This is a genomic window from Bradyrhizobium sp. SZCCHNGR1005 (assembly GCF_032489995.1).
In the GTDB taxonomy this organism is placed as follows: Bacteria; Pseudomonadota; Alphaproteobacteria; order Rhizobiales; family Xanthobacteraceae; genus Bradyrhizobium.
This window is the reverse complement of the sequence record NZ_JAUEZC010000002.1, coordinates 1,169,794-1,185,417: the sequence shown is the minus strand read 5'-3', so window position 1 is coordinate 1,185,417 and position 15,624 is coordinate 1,169,794. Positions and strand designations below refer to the sequence as shown.

13 protein-coding genes and 1 tRNA gene are annotated in these 15,624 nt (G+C 60.9%); 3 read left to right on the top strand and 11 right to left on the bottom strand.

Annotated elements, in window-relative coordinates:
* Positions 1–16: 16 nt before the first annotated feature.
* The 4 genes from murA to QXZ85_RS11535 form a co-directional block, all read right to left on the bottom strand.
* Positions 17–1,306 carry a UDP-N-acetylglucosamine 1-carboxyvinyltransferase gene (murA, locus tag QXZ85_RS11550; RefSeq protein WP_315730165.1) on the bottom strand — a complete coding sequence of 430 codons (1,290 nt, stop codon included), beginning with the start codon at positions 1,304–1,306 and terminating at the stop codon, positions 17–19.
* A 105-nt stretch (positions 1,307–1,411) separates the two neighbouring features.
* Positions 1,412–1,915 (bottom strand): hypothetical protein, encoded by a 504-nt coding sequence (locus QXZ85_RS11545; RefSeq protein WP_315730166.1) that lies wholly within the window; start codon positions 1,913–1,915, stop codon positions 1,412–1,414.
* Between the two features lie 135 nt (positions 1,916–2,050).
* The gene (locus QXZ85_RS11540) at positions 2,051–3,766 is read right to left on the bottom strand and encodes an FAD-dependent oxidoreductase (protein WP_315767548.1); all 1,716 of its coding nucleotides are present in this window, start codon (positions 3,764–3,766) and stop codon (positions 2,051–2,053) included.
* 26 nt (positions 3,767–3,792) lie between these two features.
* Positions 3,793–4,011 (bottom strand): hypothetical protein, encoded by a 219-nt coding sequence (locus QXZ85_RS11535; RefSeq protein WP_315701747.1) that lies wholly within the window; start codon positions 4,009–4,011, stop codon positions 3,793–3,795.
* Positions 4,012–4,433: 422 nt separating this feature from the next.
* On the opposite strand from QXZ85_RS11535, the gene QXZ85_RS11530 reads away from it, so the two are divergent.
* Positions 4,434–4,508 (top strand) — tRNA-Thr (locus QXZ85_RS11530).
* Positions 4,509–4,581: 73 nt separating this feature from the next.
* Positions 4,582–6,228: a tyrosine-type recombinase/integrase gene (locus QXZ85_RS11525; RefSeq protein ID WP_316174132.1), complete on the top strand. Its 1,647-nt coding sequence runs from the start codon at positions 4,582–4,584 to the stop codon at positions 6,226–6,228.
* A 5-nt stretch (positions 6,229–6,233) separates the two neighbouring features.
* Here QXZ85_RS11525 and QXZ85_RS11520 read toward each other — a convergent pair whose 3' ends face one another.
* Positions 6,234–7,232 (bottom strand): site-specific integrase, encoded by a 999-nt coding sequence (locus tag QXZ85_RS11520; protein ID WP_316174130.1) that lies wholly within the window; start codon positions 7,230–7,232, stop codon positions 6,234–6,236.
* A gap of 618 nt (positions 7,233–7,850) precedes the next feature.
* Positions 7,851–11,258: a M15 family metallopeptidase gene (locus QXZ85_RS11515; RefSeq protein ID WP_316174127.1), complete on the bottom strand. Its 3,408-nt coding sequence runs from the start codon at positions 11,256–11,258 to the stop codon at positions 7,851–7,853.
* An 849-nt stretch (positions 11,259–12,107) separates the two neighbouring features.
* Between QXZ85_RS11515 and QXZ85_RS11510 the strand changes: the two genes are divergently transcribed.
* Positions 12,108–12,671, top strand: coding sequence for a recombinase family protein (locus QXZ85_RS11510; RefSeq protein ID WP_316174125.1), 564 nt, complete (start codon positions 12,108–12,110; stop codon positions 12,669–12,671).
* A gap of 97 nt (positions 12,672–12,768) precedes the next feature.
* On the opposite strand, the gene QXZ85_RS11505 is transcribed toward QXZ85_RS11510, so the two are convergent.
* The 5 genes from QXZ85_RS11505 to QXZ85_RS33750 all read right to left on the bottom strand — a co-directional run bounded on the left by QXZ85_RS11505 (position 12,769) and on the right by QXZ85_RS33750 (position 15,389).
* Positions 12,769–13,035, bottom strand: coding sequence for a hypothetical protein (locus QXZ85_RS11505; RefSeq protein ID WP_316174123.1), 267 nt, complete (start codon positions 13,033–13,035; stop codon positions 12,769–12,771).
* Between the two features lies 1 nt (position 13,036).
* Positions 13,037–13,438 (bottom strand): hypothetical protein, encoded by a 402-nt coding sequence (locus QXZ85_RS11500; RefSeq protein ID WP_316174121.1) that lies wholly within the window; start codon positions 13,436–13,438, stop codon positions 13,037–13,039.
* Entirely contained in the window at positions 13,435–13,626 is a 192-nt protein-coding gene (locus QXZ85_RS11495) for a hypothetical protein (protein ID WP_315722369.1), read from the bottom strand. The genes QXZ85_RS11500 and QXZ85_RS11495 overlap by 4 nt, the downstream gene beginning before the upstream one ends.
* Before the next feature lie 489 nt (positions 13,627–14,115).
* Positions 14,116–15,120, bottom strand: coding sequence for a helix-turn-helix domain-containing protein (locus QXZ85_RS11490; RefSeq protein ID WP_316174119.1), 1,005 nt, complete (start codon positions 15,118–15,120; stop codon positions 14,116–14,118).
* Between the two features lie 86 nt (positions 15,121–15,206).
* Complete coding sequence (locus QXZ85_RS33750; RefSeq protein ID WP_410052716.1) at positions 15,207–15,389, bottom strand: ribbon-helix-helix protein, CopG family; 183 nt, start codon at positions 15,387–15,389, stop codon at positions 15,207–15,209.
* Positions 15,390–15,624 lie beyond the last annotated feature (235 nt).

Sequence of the window (15,624 nt, the reverse complement as noted above, 5' to 3'; positions counted from 1 at the left end):
ATCCCACCCTCATTCGTCAGTCGCGGATGCGCTCGATCGCCGCTCCGCAGGCCTGCAGCTTCTCTTCGAGCCGCTCGAAGCCGCGATCGAGATGGTAGACACGATTGACCATGGTTTCGCCTTCCGCCGCAAGTCCCGCAATCACAAGAGATACGGAGGCCCGCAGATCGGTCGCCATCACCGGCGCCCCGCGCAGGGTCGAAATCCCCTCGATCCGGGCAGTCTCGCCGTCGAGGCTGATCTTGGCGCCGAAGCGGGCGAGCTCCTGCACGTGCATGAAGCGGTTTTCGAAGATGGTCTCGGTGATTGCCGAGGCCCCCTGCGCCCGCACCATCAAGGCCATCAGTTGGGCCTGCAGGTCCGTCGGAAAGCCCGGGAACGGCGCGGTCGTCACCTGAACGGGCCGGATGCCGCCGCCGTTGCGGGTGACGCGGATGCCTTCACGGTTGACCGTGATCTCGGCGCCGGCCTCCGCCAGCACGTCGAGCGCGGACTGCAGCAATTCGGGTCTGGCGCCGGCGAGCTGGACATCGCCGCCGGTCATGGCGGTCGCGATCGCATAGGTGCCGGCCTCGATCCGGTCGGGCAGCACACTGTGCCGGGTGCCGTGCAGCGCCTCGACGCCCTCGACCGCGATGCGCGGCGTGCCGGCGCCTTCGATCCGCGCGCCCATCTTGTTCAGACAGTCCGCAAGATCCTTGATCTCCGGCTCGCAGGCGGCATTGCTGATGACGGTCGTCCCCCTGGCGAGGGCCGCTGCCATCACCGCCACATGGGTGCCGCCCACCGTGACCTTCGGGAATGCGATCTCGGCACCGCGCAGGCCGCCGGGCGCCTTGGCGACCGCGTAGCCGCCGTCGATCTCGATCTGAGCGCCGAGCTTTTCCAGCGCCATGATCAAAAGATCCACCGGCCGGGTCCCGATGGCGCAACCGCCGGGCAAGGACACCCGCGCCTCATGCATGCGGGCCACCAGCGGGGCGATCACCCAGAAGCTCGCCCGCATCCGCGAGACCAATTCGTAAGGCGCGGTGGTGTCGATGATCTCTCCGGCCGAGATCTGCAAGGTCTGGCCCTGATACTCGCCATCGCCGTGCCGCTTGCCCACTGCGGTGATGTCGACGCCGTGGTTGCCGAGGATGCGCTGCAGCTGCGCGACGTCGGCGAGCCGCGGGACATTGTCCAGGATCAGCGTCTCCGGGGTCAAAAGAGCCGCGATCATCAACGGCAGTGCGGCGTTCTTCGCCCCCGAAATCGGGATGGTGCCATTGAGCGGGTTGCCGCCGATGATGCGAATGCGATCCATACTGATCCTGCTGAGACTGCCGGGAGGAAAGGGAGGGTTCCGGCAAGAGTCGCGACATTACGGCGATTTCATGAGTTCGCAATGGCCGGGGAACGTGCTCCTCGGCTAGGCAACGAGCGGCCTCGGCCGGAAGCGCAACAGGATGCCCGCGACCAGGCCGGCGAAAAACAGCAGCAACGCCCCCTGCACGATCAGGAAGATGGTGCCATCCGGCGGATTGCCGGGCGCGAGCGCATGCAGCGCGGGAACTTTCAGGAACCCCTGCACCGCCAGCACCACCACGTTGAGATAGAGCGCGAGCAACGCGGTCACGAGATAGATCGGCCGCCACAGGCCCTTCAGCTTCATCCCATAGAGCGCGATGCAGGCGGCTGCGAGCAGCACCAGCGAGACGATGCCGAAGATGTGCGACAGCAAGAGCCCGGTGAACGGAAACATGAAGCCGGTGACGCTGGTCAGAATCGTAAACAACAGAAAGGTCGCGGTCAGCGCCGGCAGCGGGCGCGAGCCGAGCATGCCGAACATGACCGCAAGACCCGTCACGATCGCGATCAGGCTGATGATGACGTGAAGCGTGGTGAACGCGGACAGGCTCAATCCGAGCATCATGGCGCAGGCTCCTCCCCCGTGACGAGCCCGCCACAATGCCAGGATCGATATGGCGAAAATGGGTATTGCCACACGGAACCCGCGAAGGTTCCACAGCGGTGCAACAAATAAGCCCTCCTCGTAAGCCCCTCCTCGTCAGACCGGCGGCGTCAGCTTGTCGGCGAGAAACCCGTGCAATGCCGCCACAACCTGCGCGCCCTCGCCGATCGCACCGCCGACGCGCTTGACGGACCCCGACCTCACGTCCCCCACCGCATAGACCCCGGGAACCGAGGTCTCCAAGGACGACACCAGGCGTCCGGCATTCTGCTCCGACTGTGCGCCGGTCACGATGAAGCCGCCGCGATCCAGCGTGACGCCGCAGCCGTCGAGCCAGCCGGTGGCGGGATCGGCACCGACGAACAGAAAGAGGTTGCGGATGTCGGCCGTGGTCTGCTCGGCGGACAGCCGGCTCTTCCAGGTGATGCGCTCCAGCCCGGTGTCGGCGCCGCCATCGAGCGCCACGATCTCGGTGTTGAACATCAGCTCGATGTTCGGCGTCGCCTCGATGCGCTCGATCAGATAGCGCGACATGCTGGCGGCGAGCCCGCCGCCACGGATGATCATCCGCACCTTGTTGACGTGGCCGGACAGGAACACGGCGGCCTGCCCCGCCGAATTGCCGGCGCCGACGAGAGCGACCTCCTGGCCCGAGCACAGCCGCGCCTCGATCGGCGAGGCCCAATACCAGACGCCGCGGCCCTCGAACTCCTTCAGGCGATCGATGTCGGGCCGCCGGTAGCGCGCCCCGCTCGCCACCACGACCGAGCGCGCCCGCACCTCGTCGCCGCAATCGAGCGAGAGCACGAAGGCGCCGTTCTGGCGCTGGCAATCGAGCGAGGTCACCGAGACCGGGATCATGATCTCGGCCCCGAACTTCTGCGCCTGGTTGAAGGCGCGCGCCGTCAGCGCCAGCCCGGTGATGCCGGTCGGGAAGCCGAAATAGTTCTCGATTCGCGCGCTGGCGCCGGCCTGGCCGCCGAACGCGCGGGAATCCAGCACGGCGACCGACAGGCCTTCAGAGGCGCCATACACCGCGGTGGCGAGCCCCGCCGGCCCGCAGCCGACGATCGCGACATCGTAGACCTTTTCGCCGCGCGGCCCGCCGATCATGCCGATGGCTCGCGCCAGCTCGGTCTCGCTCGGATTGCGCAGCACGCTGCCGTCGGCAACCACCACCAGCGGCAGATCGGACGGACGCGGCGAATAGCGCGCGATCAGGTCGGCGGCGTCGTGATCGCTGGCGGGATCGAGCAGATGATGCGGAAAGCCGTTGCGAGTGAGAAAGCTCTGCAGCCGCGCCGTTGCCGCCGATTGCGGCGGCCCGATCATCACCGGCCCGCCCGCGCCACCCTGGATCAGATTGACCCGGCGCAGGATCAGCGCGCGCATGATGCGCTCGCCAAGCTCGGCCTCGGCTATCAAGAGCGCACGCAACCGCTCCAGGGGGATCAGAATCACCTCGACGTCGCCCTCGGCATGGCCATCGACCAACGCGGCGCGGCCGGAGAGCTGGGCGATCTCGCCCAGGAACTGGCCCGGCCCCTGATCGATCACCGGCGTGATTCGGCCGAGGCCGTCGCGCTGGGTGATCGCGACATGCCCGGACAGGATCACGAACATGCCGGGCCCCGGCTTGCCGGTCGCGAACAGCTGCTCGCCGTCACGATAGCGCCTGACCTCGCCGAAGCCGCGCAGCCGTTCGATTTCCTGCGCCGTCAGCTCCGGAAAGGTCTGGTCGAAGCGGGGCATTGTCTTGGCGAGATCGGCACGCCCCGCCGCGGCGCTGTCCCATTCGTTTTCCGCAGTCATCGCTCTCCCCCTTTTCGTCACTGAGTTCACACGCCGCCCGCGGACCCGTCCGGCCCGCGATCGGTGGCATCATCCGATCCAGCGTCATGAAGGCTCGCAGGCGCCGCGTCGTCGGGCTTGCGCTCGCGCGTCTGCGCCTTGCGCCGCTTGAGATTCTCGCGCAGCGCCCGCTTCAACCGCTCCTGCCGCGATCCCTTCACCGGACTTGTCACGGGAATTGCCCCACTCTGCTTCTGGTCCGTCATGCCCAAGTCCCGTCAAGTAAAGCACCGTCAGGTAGCGTCCCGTCACGTCGTTTCAAGGCACAATTGGGGCCACGCGGTCAAAAGCCAAGGAAGAGCCGAGCAAGCGCCAAGCAAAGACCAGGCCCGCAAGCGCCGGCACAGGTAAGTTCCACCGCGGCCAGCGTCTCCTGCCCTAATGGGGAGGTTGCGGCAGACAGGCAGCCCCCCGTCCCGCCTCGCAACCGGACGCCCGCCGGCCTGGATCAAGCCCGGGCCCAGGCATTTGTGCATAATGGCGAGGATTCTCACCGATTTGGTGCGCCGTCGGCCCATTCTTGGCCTCGACACCCTGCCGCCGCGCTTGCACCTGGGGAGACCTTGTGGCAAGAACCGCCCGCGCTTGGTCGCGGCCCTCGAGGGCCGATTCCCGCGATGTCCCGTCTGCTGCCGTAGCTCAGTGGTAGAGCACTCCCTTGGTAAGGGAGAGGTCGACAGTTCAATCCTGTCCGGCAGCACCATCTATGCCATTGCAGCCATTGATTTTATTGACTTTTCGGTCCTGGGTGCCACACGAAAGTGCCACGCAGACCAATGGTTTCCTTGAAGTTTTCGATGGCTAAAAGAGCCCGTTCCAACGTTCCTCAATTCCGAGTTCGCGTCCCTGCGAAGGTCGTTGATCGGCTACGCGGCAAGCGTGTGCTGCTCAATCTGGCGAGCAAAAACGATCCGCCATTTATCAAGGTCCCGACCATCGGGAGCGATGTCGCTTTCTCCCTTGAGACCAGCGACCGCATCGTTGCAGCAGCGCGGCAAGCGAATGCTCTCGATCACTTAAGCCGGCTCTTTGAACTGACCGAGTCAGCGCCGATCGCTCTCTCGTTCAAAGAGATGGTCGCATTGAGCGGGACGGCTTACCAGATCTACAACGAGATTCACGGCGACAATCCGGGCGAGCCGTCAGCTTGGGCCTATCACAAAGCCCTGCACCGGGCATCACTTGAAGGGCGCATACAGAACCCTCCGGAAGCGACGCTTACGCTTGACGATGCCGCCAAGGCAATTGAGCTTTTTGGCTCTGGCGATCTCACAGAGGCCGTCAACGCCCTTCCCGCCGGCCATCATGACGCCCTGGAAGCGCGATTTGGGCTGCTCGGAGATTGGGTCCTGATCCGCCAGCGCATTAACCTAGCGCCTGCCGATCGCCGTCGTTTCCTGCAGCTGATCGGCACCGCTTCTCTCGATGCCGGCTACAATCTCAAGCGCAACGCGACTGGAGATTATTCGCCCGATGCGAAAGCGCAGCGATTTCCGCCCATCGAAACAGTCGCAGCGCTGAAGCCGAAGCAGACGATTACGGGGCTCCTCGACTCATGGTGGACAGAAGCAAAGAGGACAGGCCGCAGTCAGCAGACCTACGAAACTTACAAAGGAGCAATTGACCGCTTGATCAAGAAGCTCGGGCACGATGATGCTGGTCGCGTCACCGAGCAGGACATGCTGGATTTCAAGGACGCTCGCCTAAAGGTGGTCTCCGCTAAGACGCTCAAAGATGGTGATCTGCCGGGGATCAAGTCCGTGTTCGGCTGGGCCGTCGACAATCGGAAGCTCGCGAAGAATCCCGCAAGCGCGATCAAGGTCAAGGCAGAGAAAAAGGTCCTCACCCGCCCGAAAGGCTTTACAGATGATGAGGCAAGCGCGGTAGTCAATGCCTGTCTTGCATACGTTCCAAAGCCGAAAGAAGACGCGCAGACGGCTGCTGCCAAGCGCTGGGCTCCGCTGATAGCTGCCTATACCGGTTGTCGGATCAGCGAGGCGCTGCAGCTCCGCAAAGAAGACGTTCGAACGGATGCCGGACACCACGTTTTCGACCTCAATCCGCTTGCAGGCAGCATCAAGTCTGGAACGTACAGGCTCGTGCCTCTGCATAAGCACCTAATCGACTTGGGCTTCCTCAGCTTCGTCAAAAGCTCCAGCGATGGGCCACTGTTCGCAAAAGGCAGCTATAAGCGTGTCCTCGACTTCGTCCGGACCATCGTGAAAGACGAACGGGTTCAGCCAAACCACGCTTGGAGGCACAGATTTAAGACGATCAGTCGCAACCTTGGGCTTGATCACCGGGTCGTCGATGCAATCCAGGGCCATGCGGCCCGCACTTCTGGCGAGGATTACGGCGACATCTCTGTCATGGCCATGGCTCGGGTGATAGCAGCGCTTCCGAAGATCAAAGCCACCGCATGAATGAGTCAATCCGCCGGTTCGGGACGAGGCAAATCGGGACTCCGACTCTGCCGAGTCGATGTCGGAGGTCTACGCGCAATTCGTGCTGCGGCGCTCGCTTGGTAGTCGGGATGGTGATGGCCGTAGACTCGCTCTAGCACCTCTACGGTCATCCCAAGATAGCCAGCTGCGTCCCAGATGCTGGTGCCGTTCAGCATCAACCAGGTCGCTGCGGTGTGACGCAATGTATGCGGCACGACGGGACCGATTGATGTATCGATCCTCGCCAGATCAACAACCTTTCGGAAAGCCTTCTTGATCGAAGCGATGGGACGTCCGTTGAATTCGACGAAGCGCTCGCTTGCAATACCCGTGCGCACCCATCGTCGAAGATGCGCCAGCAGGCGTGGCGGTATGGGAGCCGTGGTTTGACGCTTCTTGGTCGCCTTCTTGCCGATCGCCTTTCGATAGAGAATGCCGCGCTCCAAATCCACGAACGAATGTCCCGGGACTTGTCGATGAGAAGCTGAGGCGATTGTACCCGCACGGCTGCCGGTATAGCAGCCGAGGAGGAGAAAACGAGCCACGTGACGGAGGGGCCGCCGCTCGGTCACGACCTTCTGTCCTTTCCTACGGCCGACATGAATGGTTTGAACCTCGCGGTACCGATAGGCCGCCCAGATCATGCGAGCCACCTCGGAGCGGGTCAGCCATCGGTCTCGTGGTTCACCGCGATCGGGAAGCCATAAACTTACGTTACCGTAATGGAGATTTTCTCTCGAATGATGATTGATGGCAGCCCGCATAACCTCAAGGTCGCGGCGGGCGCCACCTTCTCCGCCGCCTTCATAGATCCGGTGCTTGACATAAGCCTTTGCGGCCGGTGTGTTGATTCCAGCCAGGGTTAAATCGCCCCAATAGTCATTGAGACGGCTGATGTGTTGTATCAGAGCGCGCATCTTTATGGTCAGCACGGTCTGAGAACATTTCGGATCGCACTGATCCTCCAGGTAGACGGCCAGCACGTCAGCAATTGGAATCTCATCGATATCCCTGGAGCGCCGCTCTCCGTGAACAGTCGGCAAAGTGGCTGAGCTGCCCACTTCGTTACACAGACATTGTCTAATCTTTGCCCGCAACGATGCCCTTGATCTTGCTCCGTGCGCCCTCCCAAAAGGAGAGACCGATCCGAAAGGTGAGCCGATGGGCTTTATACCTTGATTTCCGAATGAATTAGGCCCTGCCGTCTGTATACGGCAGAGCCGCCGCATATTCTCGATGTCCCCCAGTGTTGTGTAGTACTTTCCCGCGATCAGTTCATAGCCAAGGCGCCCGCGGGTTATCTCGCAGCGCAGGCCAGAGAGCGTCATGGAGCCGTCTGGAAAAGCTAGGCTTGCAGCGACATCTAGCCTCAGCGGAGTCGTCGAATCGACGTTACGCAGGTCGATCGCGTCAGTCTGGTCTGGCTTCTTTGTCAATTCGAGCGCCTATGAATTGCTGCCGCTCATGGTCTGCCCAACGTGAGGTTCGGCAGACCGGACGGCCGACCACCTGATTGTCGTGAATCCCCATTTGCATATCAATTTGCATTATCGTGGATCACGTAACGCGGCCGCCTATTGCGAGTGCGAAAGCCACTGCCTTCAGGTGTATTCAGTCTCACTGTCGTGAGCACGCCAGTTCATCGACTCATCGATGCGTCGCTGTACCAGGGTCGCCAGAGCTTCCGGATCATGCGAACCACCGTTAATGTGAATCGCGACATTTCCGGGCACCGAGCGAGCATCCCCTGCACCTACTCCAGACGTCGTTGCTGGAGGTACGTTCTTCACCGTGTCGGCCGGTATCGGAATCTTGTCCAACCAAGGCTTTTTTCCCATCCATTCGAAGTGCATCGGATCACGGTAGCGTCGCGACCAGTCCCCTCCCCACGACAGGCCGTGCTTAGCAGCCATGTCGCTGACGTTCGCCGGCATGTCAGTGCCGCCGTATTGCGGGTTCGCCGCCGGGTTGATATCGATCGCGTTACCGTAGGCATGCTGAGACCAACCGGATGCGCCCTTCTTCTTGCGGGGACTGTATCCTCCTAGCGACTTAATCTTGTAGCCCGAGGATTCGAGTTCATCGACGAAACCTTTGAAGGACTCCGCCGCAGCGGCGTTGACTGTGAACCTCTTGCCGGTGGCAGTGGCGATTGAGACTTGGTTTTCGCCAATACCGCCATACTGACCGTGCATGAAGTTGGCTGCACCTTTAATGCCGAGCTTCTCAGCCAAGCCGGCCGAAGCGCCGGGCGCGATGTTGGAGCTACCAGACTGGCCTTCAGCCATCCGCCTCATGAATTTGCCCACACCGCCGACCCAATGCTTATTCAGTCCATTCGGATCGTTCGCGGCTCCAATCGGCGCGTAGATGTGGCCCAAACGACCGAGATCGCCACCAGCCCTGGACCAGTTTTTGGCGACAACCGAAGCCGTCCTCTCAATACCGGCATCGAGGCTACCGAACCGCATCTTGCCGGCCGACATCATGAGACCACCGGGGTTGTTCCAGTTCAGGTTCTTACCCTGACCAGTCTCATGCGCCATGATGCCCGCCAAGAGCGCAGGACTGATGCCGTTCGCCTTCGCTGCGGATACGACCTGATCGTACTTGTCTGCCATCGCAGTGCCAGCGAACACCCATGCGAATGCCGACCTGTTCAGGCCACTCGCCATGCTGCCACCCATTCCGGAGAACGAAGGCATCCGATCGCGGCGGATAATGCCACTGGACCCAACACCAAAGTTCGGAAGGATGCTGACGGGCGTGCTCTTAAACAGAGCGGTCGGGCGGGCGCTACCAAGCGTCGGCCGGATTTGAACAGGCGATCCACCAGAACCACCAGCGATGAATGAAGATTGCTCGACGATGGCACCATATTTTGCGAGCTCATCCTTCAGCTCATCGACGGCAGAGGACGTTCTGCGGCGACCGGAGAAGTCCGTAGGTGCGCCATCCTTGCCTTGACCCTGCTCTTTCTTGAGGCGCTTCTCTCGTTCCTTTTTGAACTCCTCTTGCAGCGCCTTGAAATCTTCGGGGCTGCTATCCGGCCTGCCATCGCCGTAGAGCAGCATGCCGAGCCACCCGGTCAATGGGGCCGCTACACGTCCGGCCACCTTTGGAGCTGCTTTCTTGATGAATTCCTTACCAGGAATCAAGCTGGCGATCCATTCGACCCACTTGCCGATGCGCCATAGGAACGCCGTAACGGCTCCGAGCACCGTAACGAGCGGCGCGAGGAAGCGAAGCACCAACGTGAAGCCGAGTAGTTCTGTCGCGAACTTCGCCATTGCCTTCGTGTCACCGACGTTGACGCCGGAAAATTTCGCGATTTCCGTGAACACGGCTCTTATCGTGGACCAGACCGCCTTGATGCCTTCAGCACTCCCCCGGCCTATCTCGCCGTATTTCTTGGCATCGCCTCCCGACGAGCCACCGAAAGCATCATCGAGAAGTCGTTTCCAAGAGCCGTATCCGAATCCGGTCCGGATGCCAGCAACGAAGTTCCGGACGTTCTCGGTCAAACGGCTGTAGTTGAATGCGTTGCTGAAGTCACGAAGCCATTCGCTTATCTCTTCAAACGCATCGGTGAAGCCGCCGCCGATGTGCTCAAATGCGAGAGCAAAGCCCTGGACGATGCTGTTCCACCGACCTTGTAGCGAGTTGGTTTTGAGCTTCGATGCTTCTGCGATCTTGTCTGCCTTCTGCTGGACGGCTTTCCGGGTTGAGATGATCTGATCGACGGCGTTCCCGATCTGCAAGATTTCATCGTCCCAAGACTCGCCTCCAAGCAGCCGGGCAACTTGGGTTCTTTTCTGGTCGGAAAGCGACTTCATGCGCGTGAACATGTCGATCAGAAGATTCATGGGATCGTCGGCCGCGCGGTTCGACATTGCAGACTTGCTGCCAAGCCCTAGCAGTCTCGCTGCCTGATCTAGATCCTTTGCCTTCTGACCTCTCGCGCTGCTGCCGCCGACCAGCGTGGAAATCAGGTTGCTGACCGCGTTGCCCGCTTTTCCCGGCTGCACACCGCTAGAGACGGCGACGGACAGGAGCGTTGCAAGGTCACGTTCGTTGAGCTTGCTCATCGAAAGCGCAGCGTTGCCCTTCTTGAAGCCCTGAATTACCTCATCAGGATCAGCGGCCGTCTCTGCGGCTGCTACGCCGATCGCGTTCATCATCGCCAGCACGCGGTTCGGATCGACCTTCCTGACATCTCCGCCGAAGATGGTGGCCACCTTGCCGCTGAGCTTGATCAGTTGGTTGACGTCTAACTCAAGCGCAGACGTCGCCTCTAGCGCGCCCTGCGTGATCTGGCGAGCAGCCCCCCTACCGAATCCCGCTTTCAGCGACTCGGTGAAGCTGTCGATGATCTTGCTGGCGGACTCGCCGAACTTGATAGAAGACTTGTCGATCCAGTCCTTTCGCTCGCTCTTGATCTCATCGCGGCTAAGATCACCGAAAATGGAGGCCTTCACCTCGCTCAGGTCGGATTGCATACGGCGCTTAAGGGCCGCTCCGATGCCGCCTGCCGTGGCTACGCCACCGATCGCGAGTTGGCGGGCAGTCGGTCCGGGAATGCGGCGAACATCACCATATCCAAATCGGCCATCGCCACCACGTCCAGCCGATCGTTCGGCTCTGCGCTCTGCAGCAGCGCGACGCTCGACTTGACGCAGATAGCTGGCTTCCATCCGCTCAAGAGACTGAAACATGCGGCGTGTATCGCTGACACGCTGATCCGCCGCCTTGCGCCAGTCGTCAGACATGGAGCGGGCCGCGGACTTCCCGTTGTTCGCGAGACCTCGCATTTGTTGCGCCGCTGCCTGCGCTGCTCGGTTGAAGCCGTCCATCGACGACAGGCCGGCGCGTCCCACTACAGATAGATGATTGTTGATCCGCTTAGCGATGTTTTCAAACTGCTTAAAGTCCGCGATCACTCGCTTGAGGACCGGTGACATTTCATTGACGGCCGTCAGGCGGGCCTGGATATCGAGGTTTTCTGCCATGTGTTTTCTTGCTTGGTGTTGGCACGTCCAACTCACAGGACGCGAAATTGGCCTTTTGGGATGCGCTATCAAAAACGCGATCTGTCAAAGGGGGGTACTTTGAGTTCGGCCGGTGGGGTCGGAAACAAGGTCCTTTTGTCGGTGGCTAGTCGGCGCTTGTTTCCCGATGCCGGCGGCATGTCGCCATAAAAGTCTCGGCTCGTCCCGTCGATTCCAGTGCTGGGAAACCGTTTGGACAAACAGCAGCGGTGTAGCTCGTCTATGCAGCCAGGAAGTTGCGTCGCGATGTAGATCACGCTACAATGTAGACCATTGGGTTTTCGCGCCCCCGGCCTCGATCATCTTCCCAACAGATCGACCCGTCCGGATCATGGCAAGGGTTGGGTATCCTTAACCAGGACTCCCTTTGCCATGACCACAGTCAAAATCCGTGAAGATCGACTCCGCCGCCGCCTCTCCAAGCGCGGTTATAGCTTGGCCAAGACACCGTCACGATCTTGGCTGCGCCAAGAATATGGGCCGGGCTACATGGTCCTGGACCACAACAACGTCGTCCGGGAAGGATGCTGGCATCATCCATATGAGGCCACGTTAGACCAAGCAGAGGCGTTCGCCTGCACACTCTGAAGCCCATGGGCAGGTGGCCGGTCGTGCAAGCCGGGCTGGCCACCGATCCCGCGCGCGGCCCTTGCCGGCTGGCAAGTCCCGTCGTCCCGGACCGTTTCTTTAGGGTATACGGTAGCGAGACGACGCGGTGAGACGAAAATTATGTCTCAATAGGGTTGACTCCGGATATCTGAGACGCCATTGTCTCATGGTCTAAAGCCAAACGAGACAGGAGCCCTCGCCATGACCGTTATCGGATACGCTCGCGTCAGCACCACCGACCAGGACCTGACGATCCAGGAAGCCGCTCTCCGGTCTGCTGGTTGCGACATCATCAGAACGGAGAAGCGGTCCGGTACCACCACTGCGGGCCGCGAGGAGCTTCGGACCGTCCTGGACTTCATGCGCAAGGGGGACGTGCTAGTCGTCACCCGCGTTGATCGGCTCGCGCGGTCGATTGGCGACCTGCAAGACATCGTCCGCGAGATCAAGGCGAAGGGCGCAGCCCTGAAGGCCACCGAGCAGCCGATCGACACCAGCACGGCAGCCGGCAAGGCCTTCCTTGACATGCTTGGGGTGTTCGCGGAGTTCGAAACGAACCTCCGGAAGGAACGTCAATTGGAGGGTATCGCCAAGGCCAAGGCGAACAACGTCTACAAGGGTCGTAAGCCCTCTATCGACGTGGCGAAGGTCCGAGAGCTGAAGGCGGCCGGGGTGGGTCCTGCAGCGATTGCGAAACAGCTCAAGATCGGTCGTGCGTCGGTCTATCGTGCGTTGGGGGAAGCAGGGCAGGAAGCGCAACGGTGAGAGCCGACGCGACCGGGCGAGCGATCCAGCGTTTCTCAAACCGTCGCGCCTCCACTGGTCGAAGTACTAGACGGCTAATCGCATAGTGGGGGCGCTACTACTGTAGCGCCTTCCCCTCTCTTTCGATCTCTGCCAGCTTCGTCAGTGCGGCATCCAGCGCGGCTTCCTCTGCGGCGGCGTCCCGGACCCGGTTCAGCGCCACGCGAGCGGCTTCAACTTCCTGTCGGGCTGCCTCAAGGGCGCGACGCCATTCAAAATCCTGGATGGCTCTGGCACGCTCTGCCCGAACATCGGACGGGACGCTTTCGATCAGGTCGGCAGTAGCATGAACCGACCGTGGCCGGCGGAATGTGTAATTCGTCATGTCATTTTCCTTGGCGGCGGCTTGCCGCAACTGCATCCATGTGAGCCCGGGTAACGGTGCCGGCGGCATAGCGCTCGCGGACCGCGTTGAAGTCACCCGGCAAGGCCTGCCTGCGAGACGCAGTCACGGCAGACCGCATCTGTTCAGTCATGGTCACATTGCCGGATGGTCGATCGTCGGGCTGGCGTGCATCGAGGGGCTTGAAAGCGGTCGGCATCGCTTCTAGCAGCGCACGGGCATAGTCGGCCGGTGCAAGCGCGCCTTTGCCGGGCACCATGATCAGGCCCTGAGGCGTTAAGACAGCCCCGGCAAGATCGACGGCAGCCTGACGGATCGCGTCTGCGGTAGCGCCATAGCCCTGTTTCTTGGCAGCCTCGACTACCAGCGACTCCAGATCGGTCATCGGCTGGCCTCCCGCTTCAAACGGTCGATCAAGGCGCGCCGCATCCACGAACTGCGGTTCGGGCTCGATGGGTCGTCTTGCGCGGCTGCTCGGTCGATTTGTTCCAGCAGTAGCTTCGGAATTACAAGACTGACGTTCTCCATCGGGCTGGCGACGAGGTCAGATGGATCGAACTTGATAGTGGCCATGCGGGGACTCCATGAATCGAAAAGCCCGCTCGGTTGACCCGGCGGGCTGAAGTGACGGTTGCAGAAATGGAAATGGCCGCCTATAAGAGGCGGCCATTATTCATCGTGAACTTGTAGCAATCTATCTGTAATACTACCAAATATACGGCCTTGCGTCAAGGGCGTGCAAACGGCCGGCATCGAGACGCGAAAATCAAATGGCCCTTTTTATGCGATCGGAATCGAGCGAACGGCAGGGCCGCAACCGAGGTTTAGTTAGCTACTGGTGGGGACTCAACCTGAGTTGACTTAGTTCGGTCGAAACCGGCGCTAGTACGCTTCGACCGTCGTCTGTCCGTGCTCCAGAGCCTGAATGCTGGCTCTGGAGCGCCTTGGACGAGTTGGCCGGCGGGTTGGGCCGTGAGGTCGCATAGAACGCACCGGTGAGGCCCGCAGGGGCCGGGCTGACCGGCTTCCGAATACGAAAGGTCCGTGGAGACCGGCTGCCGTTCAGATAGCTACAGTCCGGCGCGCCATAACCCGACGGTGCCGCTCCTCCGTCGTCTCGCCCGGCAAGTCATGCTCATCCGTCCAGCGCCGTTTTGAGAGCCAGGTTGCTGGATGGCTGACGAACTGACAACGGTCGGGGTCCCTCACGTTTCTGCGGACACCTGGACTTTGAGCATACCGCCGCATTCCATTGACAACGTCCTTGAACTCGACTGCGTCAGATCGCTCGATGCGCTCAAGCTCAGAGAACGCTGCGTCCTTCCCAACCTTGATGGGAACCGCGTCCCAGAACTGTTCCTTGTAGTCGGTCGGCCATTGCGCCGTCTTCCGGCTGGCAGATTGCGCAGTCTGGTCGAGCCTCAGGTTATCGTTGCCCGCCTTTGGTTGCGGCTCTCTGACCTGAGATTCCGAACCTAAACCGGCCGGCACACCCCTACGCGAGGCGTTCGGGGCAGTGTTTGATTCACTGTGTTCTTTACTGTGTTCCAGTTCACCGTGTTCGTCGGTCATCAGCGACCGGTCTAACAGGTCATCGGTGACCGAACGGCGATCGCACCCATGACCAGTCACCTGGTCACCAGTGACCGAGCGCTCGGTCACCGATGACCGAGCGACGCAGTGCTTAGGGAGCCACTGCTCACCTTTCTGGAACTGAATATCGACCTGACTGCTTTCGCGAAGTTTCCCTGAATATTTGGCGTGCACCTTCACGAAGCCGGCGGCTTTGAGCCGTTTGAAGGACCGCTGGACGGTGGAAATGGAGACCCCGATCTCAGCGGCAATCGTTGCAAAGGAGGGGTCGCACCGCCCGGTCCGGTTATTGCGATGGCCGATCAGAGCCACCATGACGAGCAGGTCTACTTGCTCCAAGAGCTTCCTGTGCTTTTTTCCTTTGGCCTCCTCTTTCGCTTGTGCCTTTGTCAAAGCAAAAATCATGTCTAACCGCGCGGTGGGCGAGACGTAGAATTTGCTTTTGCTGTTGTGCTTTTCGCGATTTTCTGGCATAGTTATATTCGTTCGATCTAGAAGGTTGAACATAAGGATAGATGAGATTTGAAGCCCATGGCGCGCCAACGCCGTGGGCTTTCTCGTTAGTAGTCACTTGCGGTGGTCTGTAGTCTTTGTAGACGCTGCTCTAAGGCCTGCCTCACGAACTCCGACCGGCCCTGACGTAGGTTCAGGCGCGCTTCATCCAGCGCCGCCAGTTGGTGCGCCGACAGCCTGAACCCGACGTAGGGTCGTGCCGTGTCGGGATCGTAAAAGAGACGGCTCATGGTTCCTCCAAAACGAAAAACGCCCAGGCGGGATTGCCCAGGCGCGGACGGGGTGACGAAAAAAGCCCCACTTGTGGCGGGGCCTTCCTCAGCGAATGTGTAGCGATGTAACGTTCCGTAGCACAAACCAGGAACGTTGTCAAATATTTGCCTGTCCGGCCGTATCAGCGATGGACGTGCGGATGATCAGAGCAGCCGTACGAGATCGCCCCGCTACGTCCCGCCTTGATCGGCT

What these genes read in the sequence shown, in the direction of transcription:
- murA (WP_315730165.1), bottom strand. Translation starts at nt 1,306, where the DNA reads ATGGATCGCATTCGCATCATCGGCGGCAACCCGCTCAATGGCACCATC.
- QXZ85_RS11545 (WP_315730166.1), bottom strand. Translation starts at nt 1,915, where the DNA reads ATGATGCTCGGATTGAGCCTGTCCGCGTTCACCACGCTTCACGTCATC.
- QXZ85_RS11540 (WP_315767548.1), bottom strand. Translation starts at nt 3,766, where the DNA reads ATGACTGCGGAAAACGAATGGGACAGCGCCGCGGCGGGGCGTGCCGAT.
- QXZ85_RS11535 (WP_315701747.1), bottom strand. Translation starts at nt 4,011, where the DNA reads ATGACGGACCAGAAGCAGAGTGGGGCAATTCCCGTGACAAGTCCGGTG.
- QXZ85_RS11525 (WP_316174132.1), top strand. Translation starts at nt 4,582, where the DNA reads ATGGTTTCCTTGAAGTTTTCGATGGCTAAAAGAGCCCGTTCCAACGTT.
- QXZ85_RS11515 (WP_316174127.1), bottom strand. Translation starts at nt 11,258, where the DNA reads ATGGCAGAAAACCTCGATATCCAGGCCCGCCTGACGGCCGTCAATGAA.
- QXZ85_RS11510 (WP_316174125.1), top strand. Translation starts at nt 12,108, where the DNA reads ATGACCGTTATCGGATACGCTCGCGTCAGCACCACCGACCAGGACCTG.
- QXZ85_RS11505 (WP_316174123.1), bottom strand. Translation starts at nt 13,035, where the DNA reads ATGACGAATTACACATTCCGCCGGCCACGGTCGGTTCATGCTACTGCC.
- QXZ85_RS11500 (WP_316174121.1), bottom strand. Translation starts at nt 13,438, where the DNA reads ATGACCGATCTGGAGTCGCTGGTAGTCGAGGCTGCCAAGAAACAGGGC.
- QXZ85_RS11495 (WP_315722369.1), bottom strand. Translation starts at nt 13,626, where the DNA reads ATGGCCACTATCAAGTTCGATCCATCTGACCTCGTCGCCAGCCCGATG.
- QXZ85_RS11490 (WP_316174119.1), bottom strand. Translation starts at nt 15,120, where the DNA reads ATGCCAGAAAATCGCGAAAAGCACAACAGCAAAAGCAAATTCTACGTC.
- QXZ85_RS33750 (WP_410052716.1), bottom strand. Translation starts at nt 15,389, where the DNA reads ATGAGCCGTCTCTTTTACGATCCCGACACGGCACGACCCTACGTCGGG.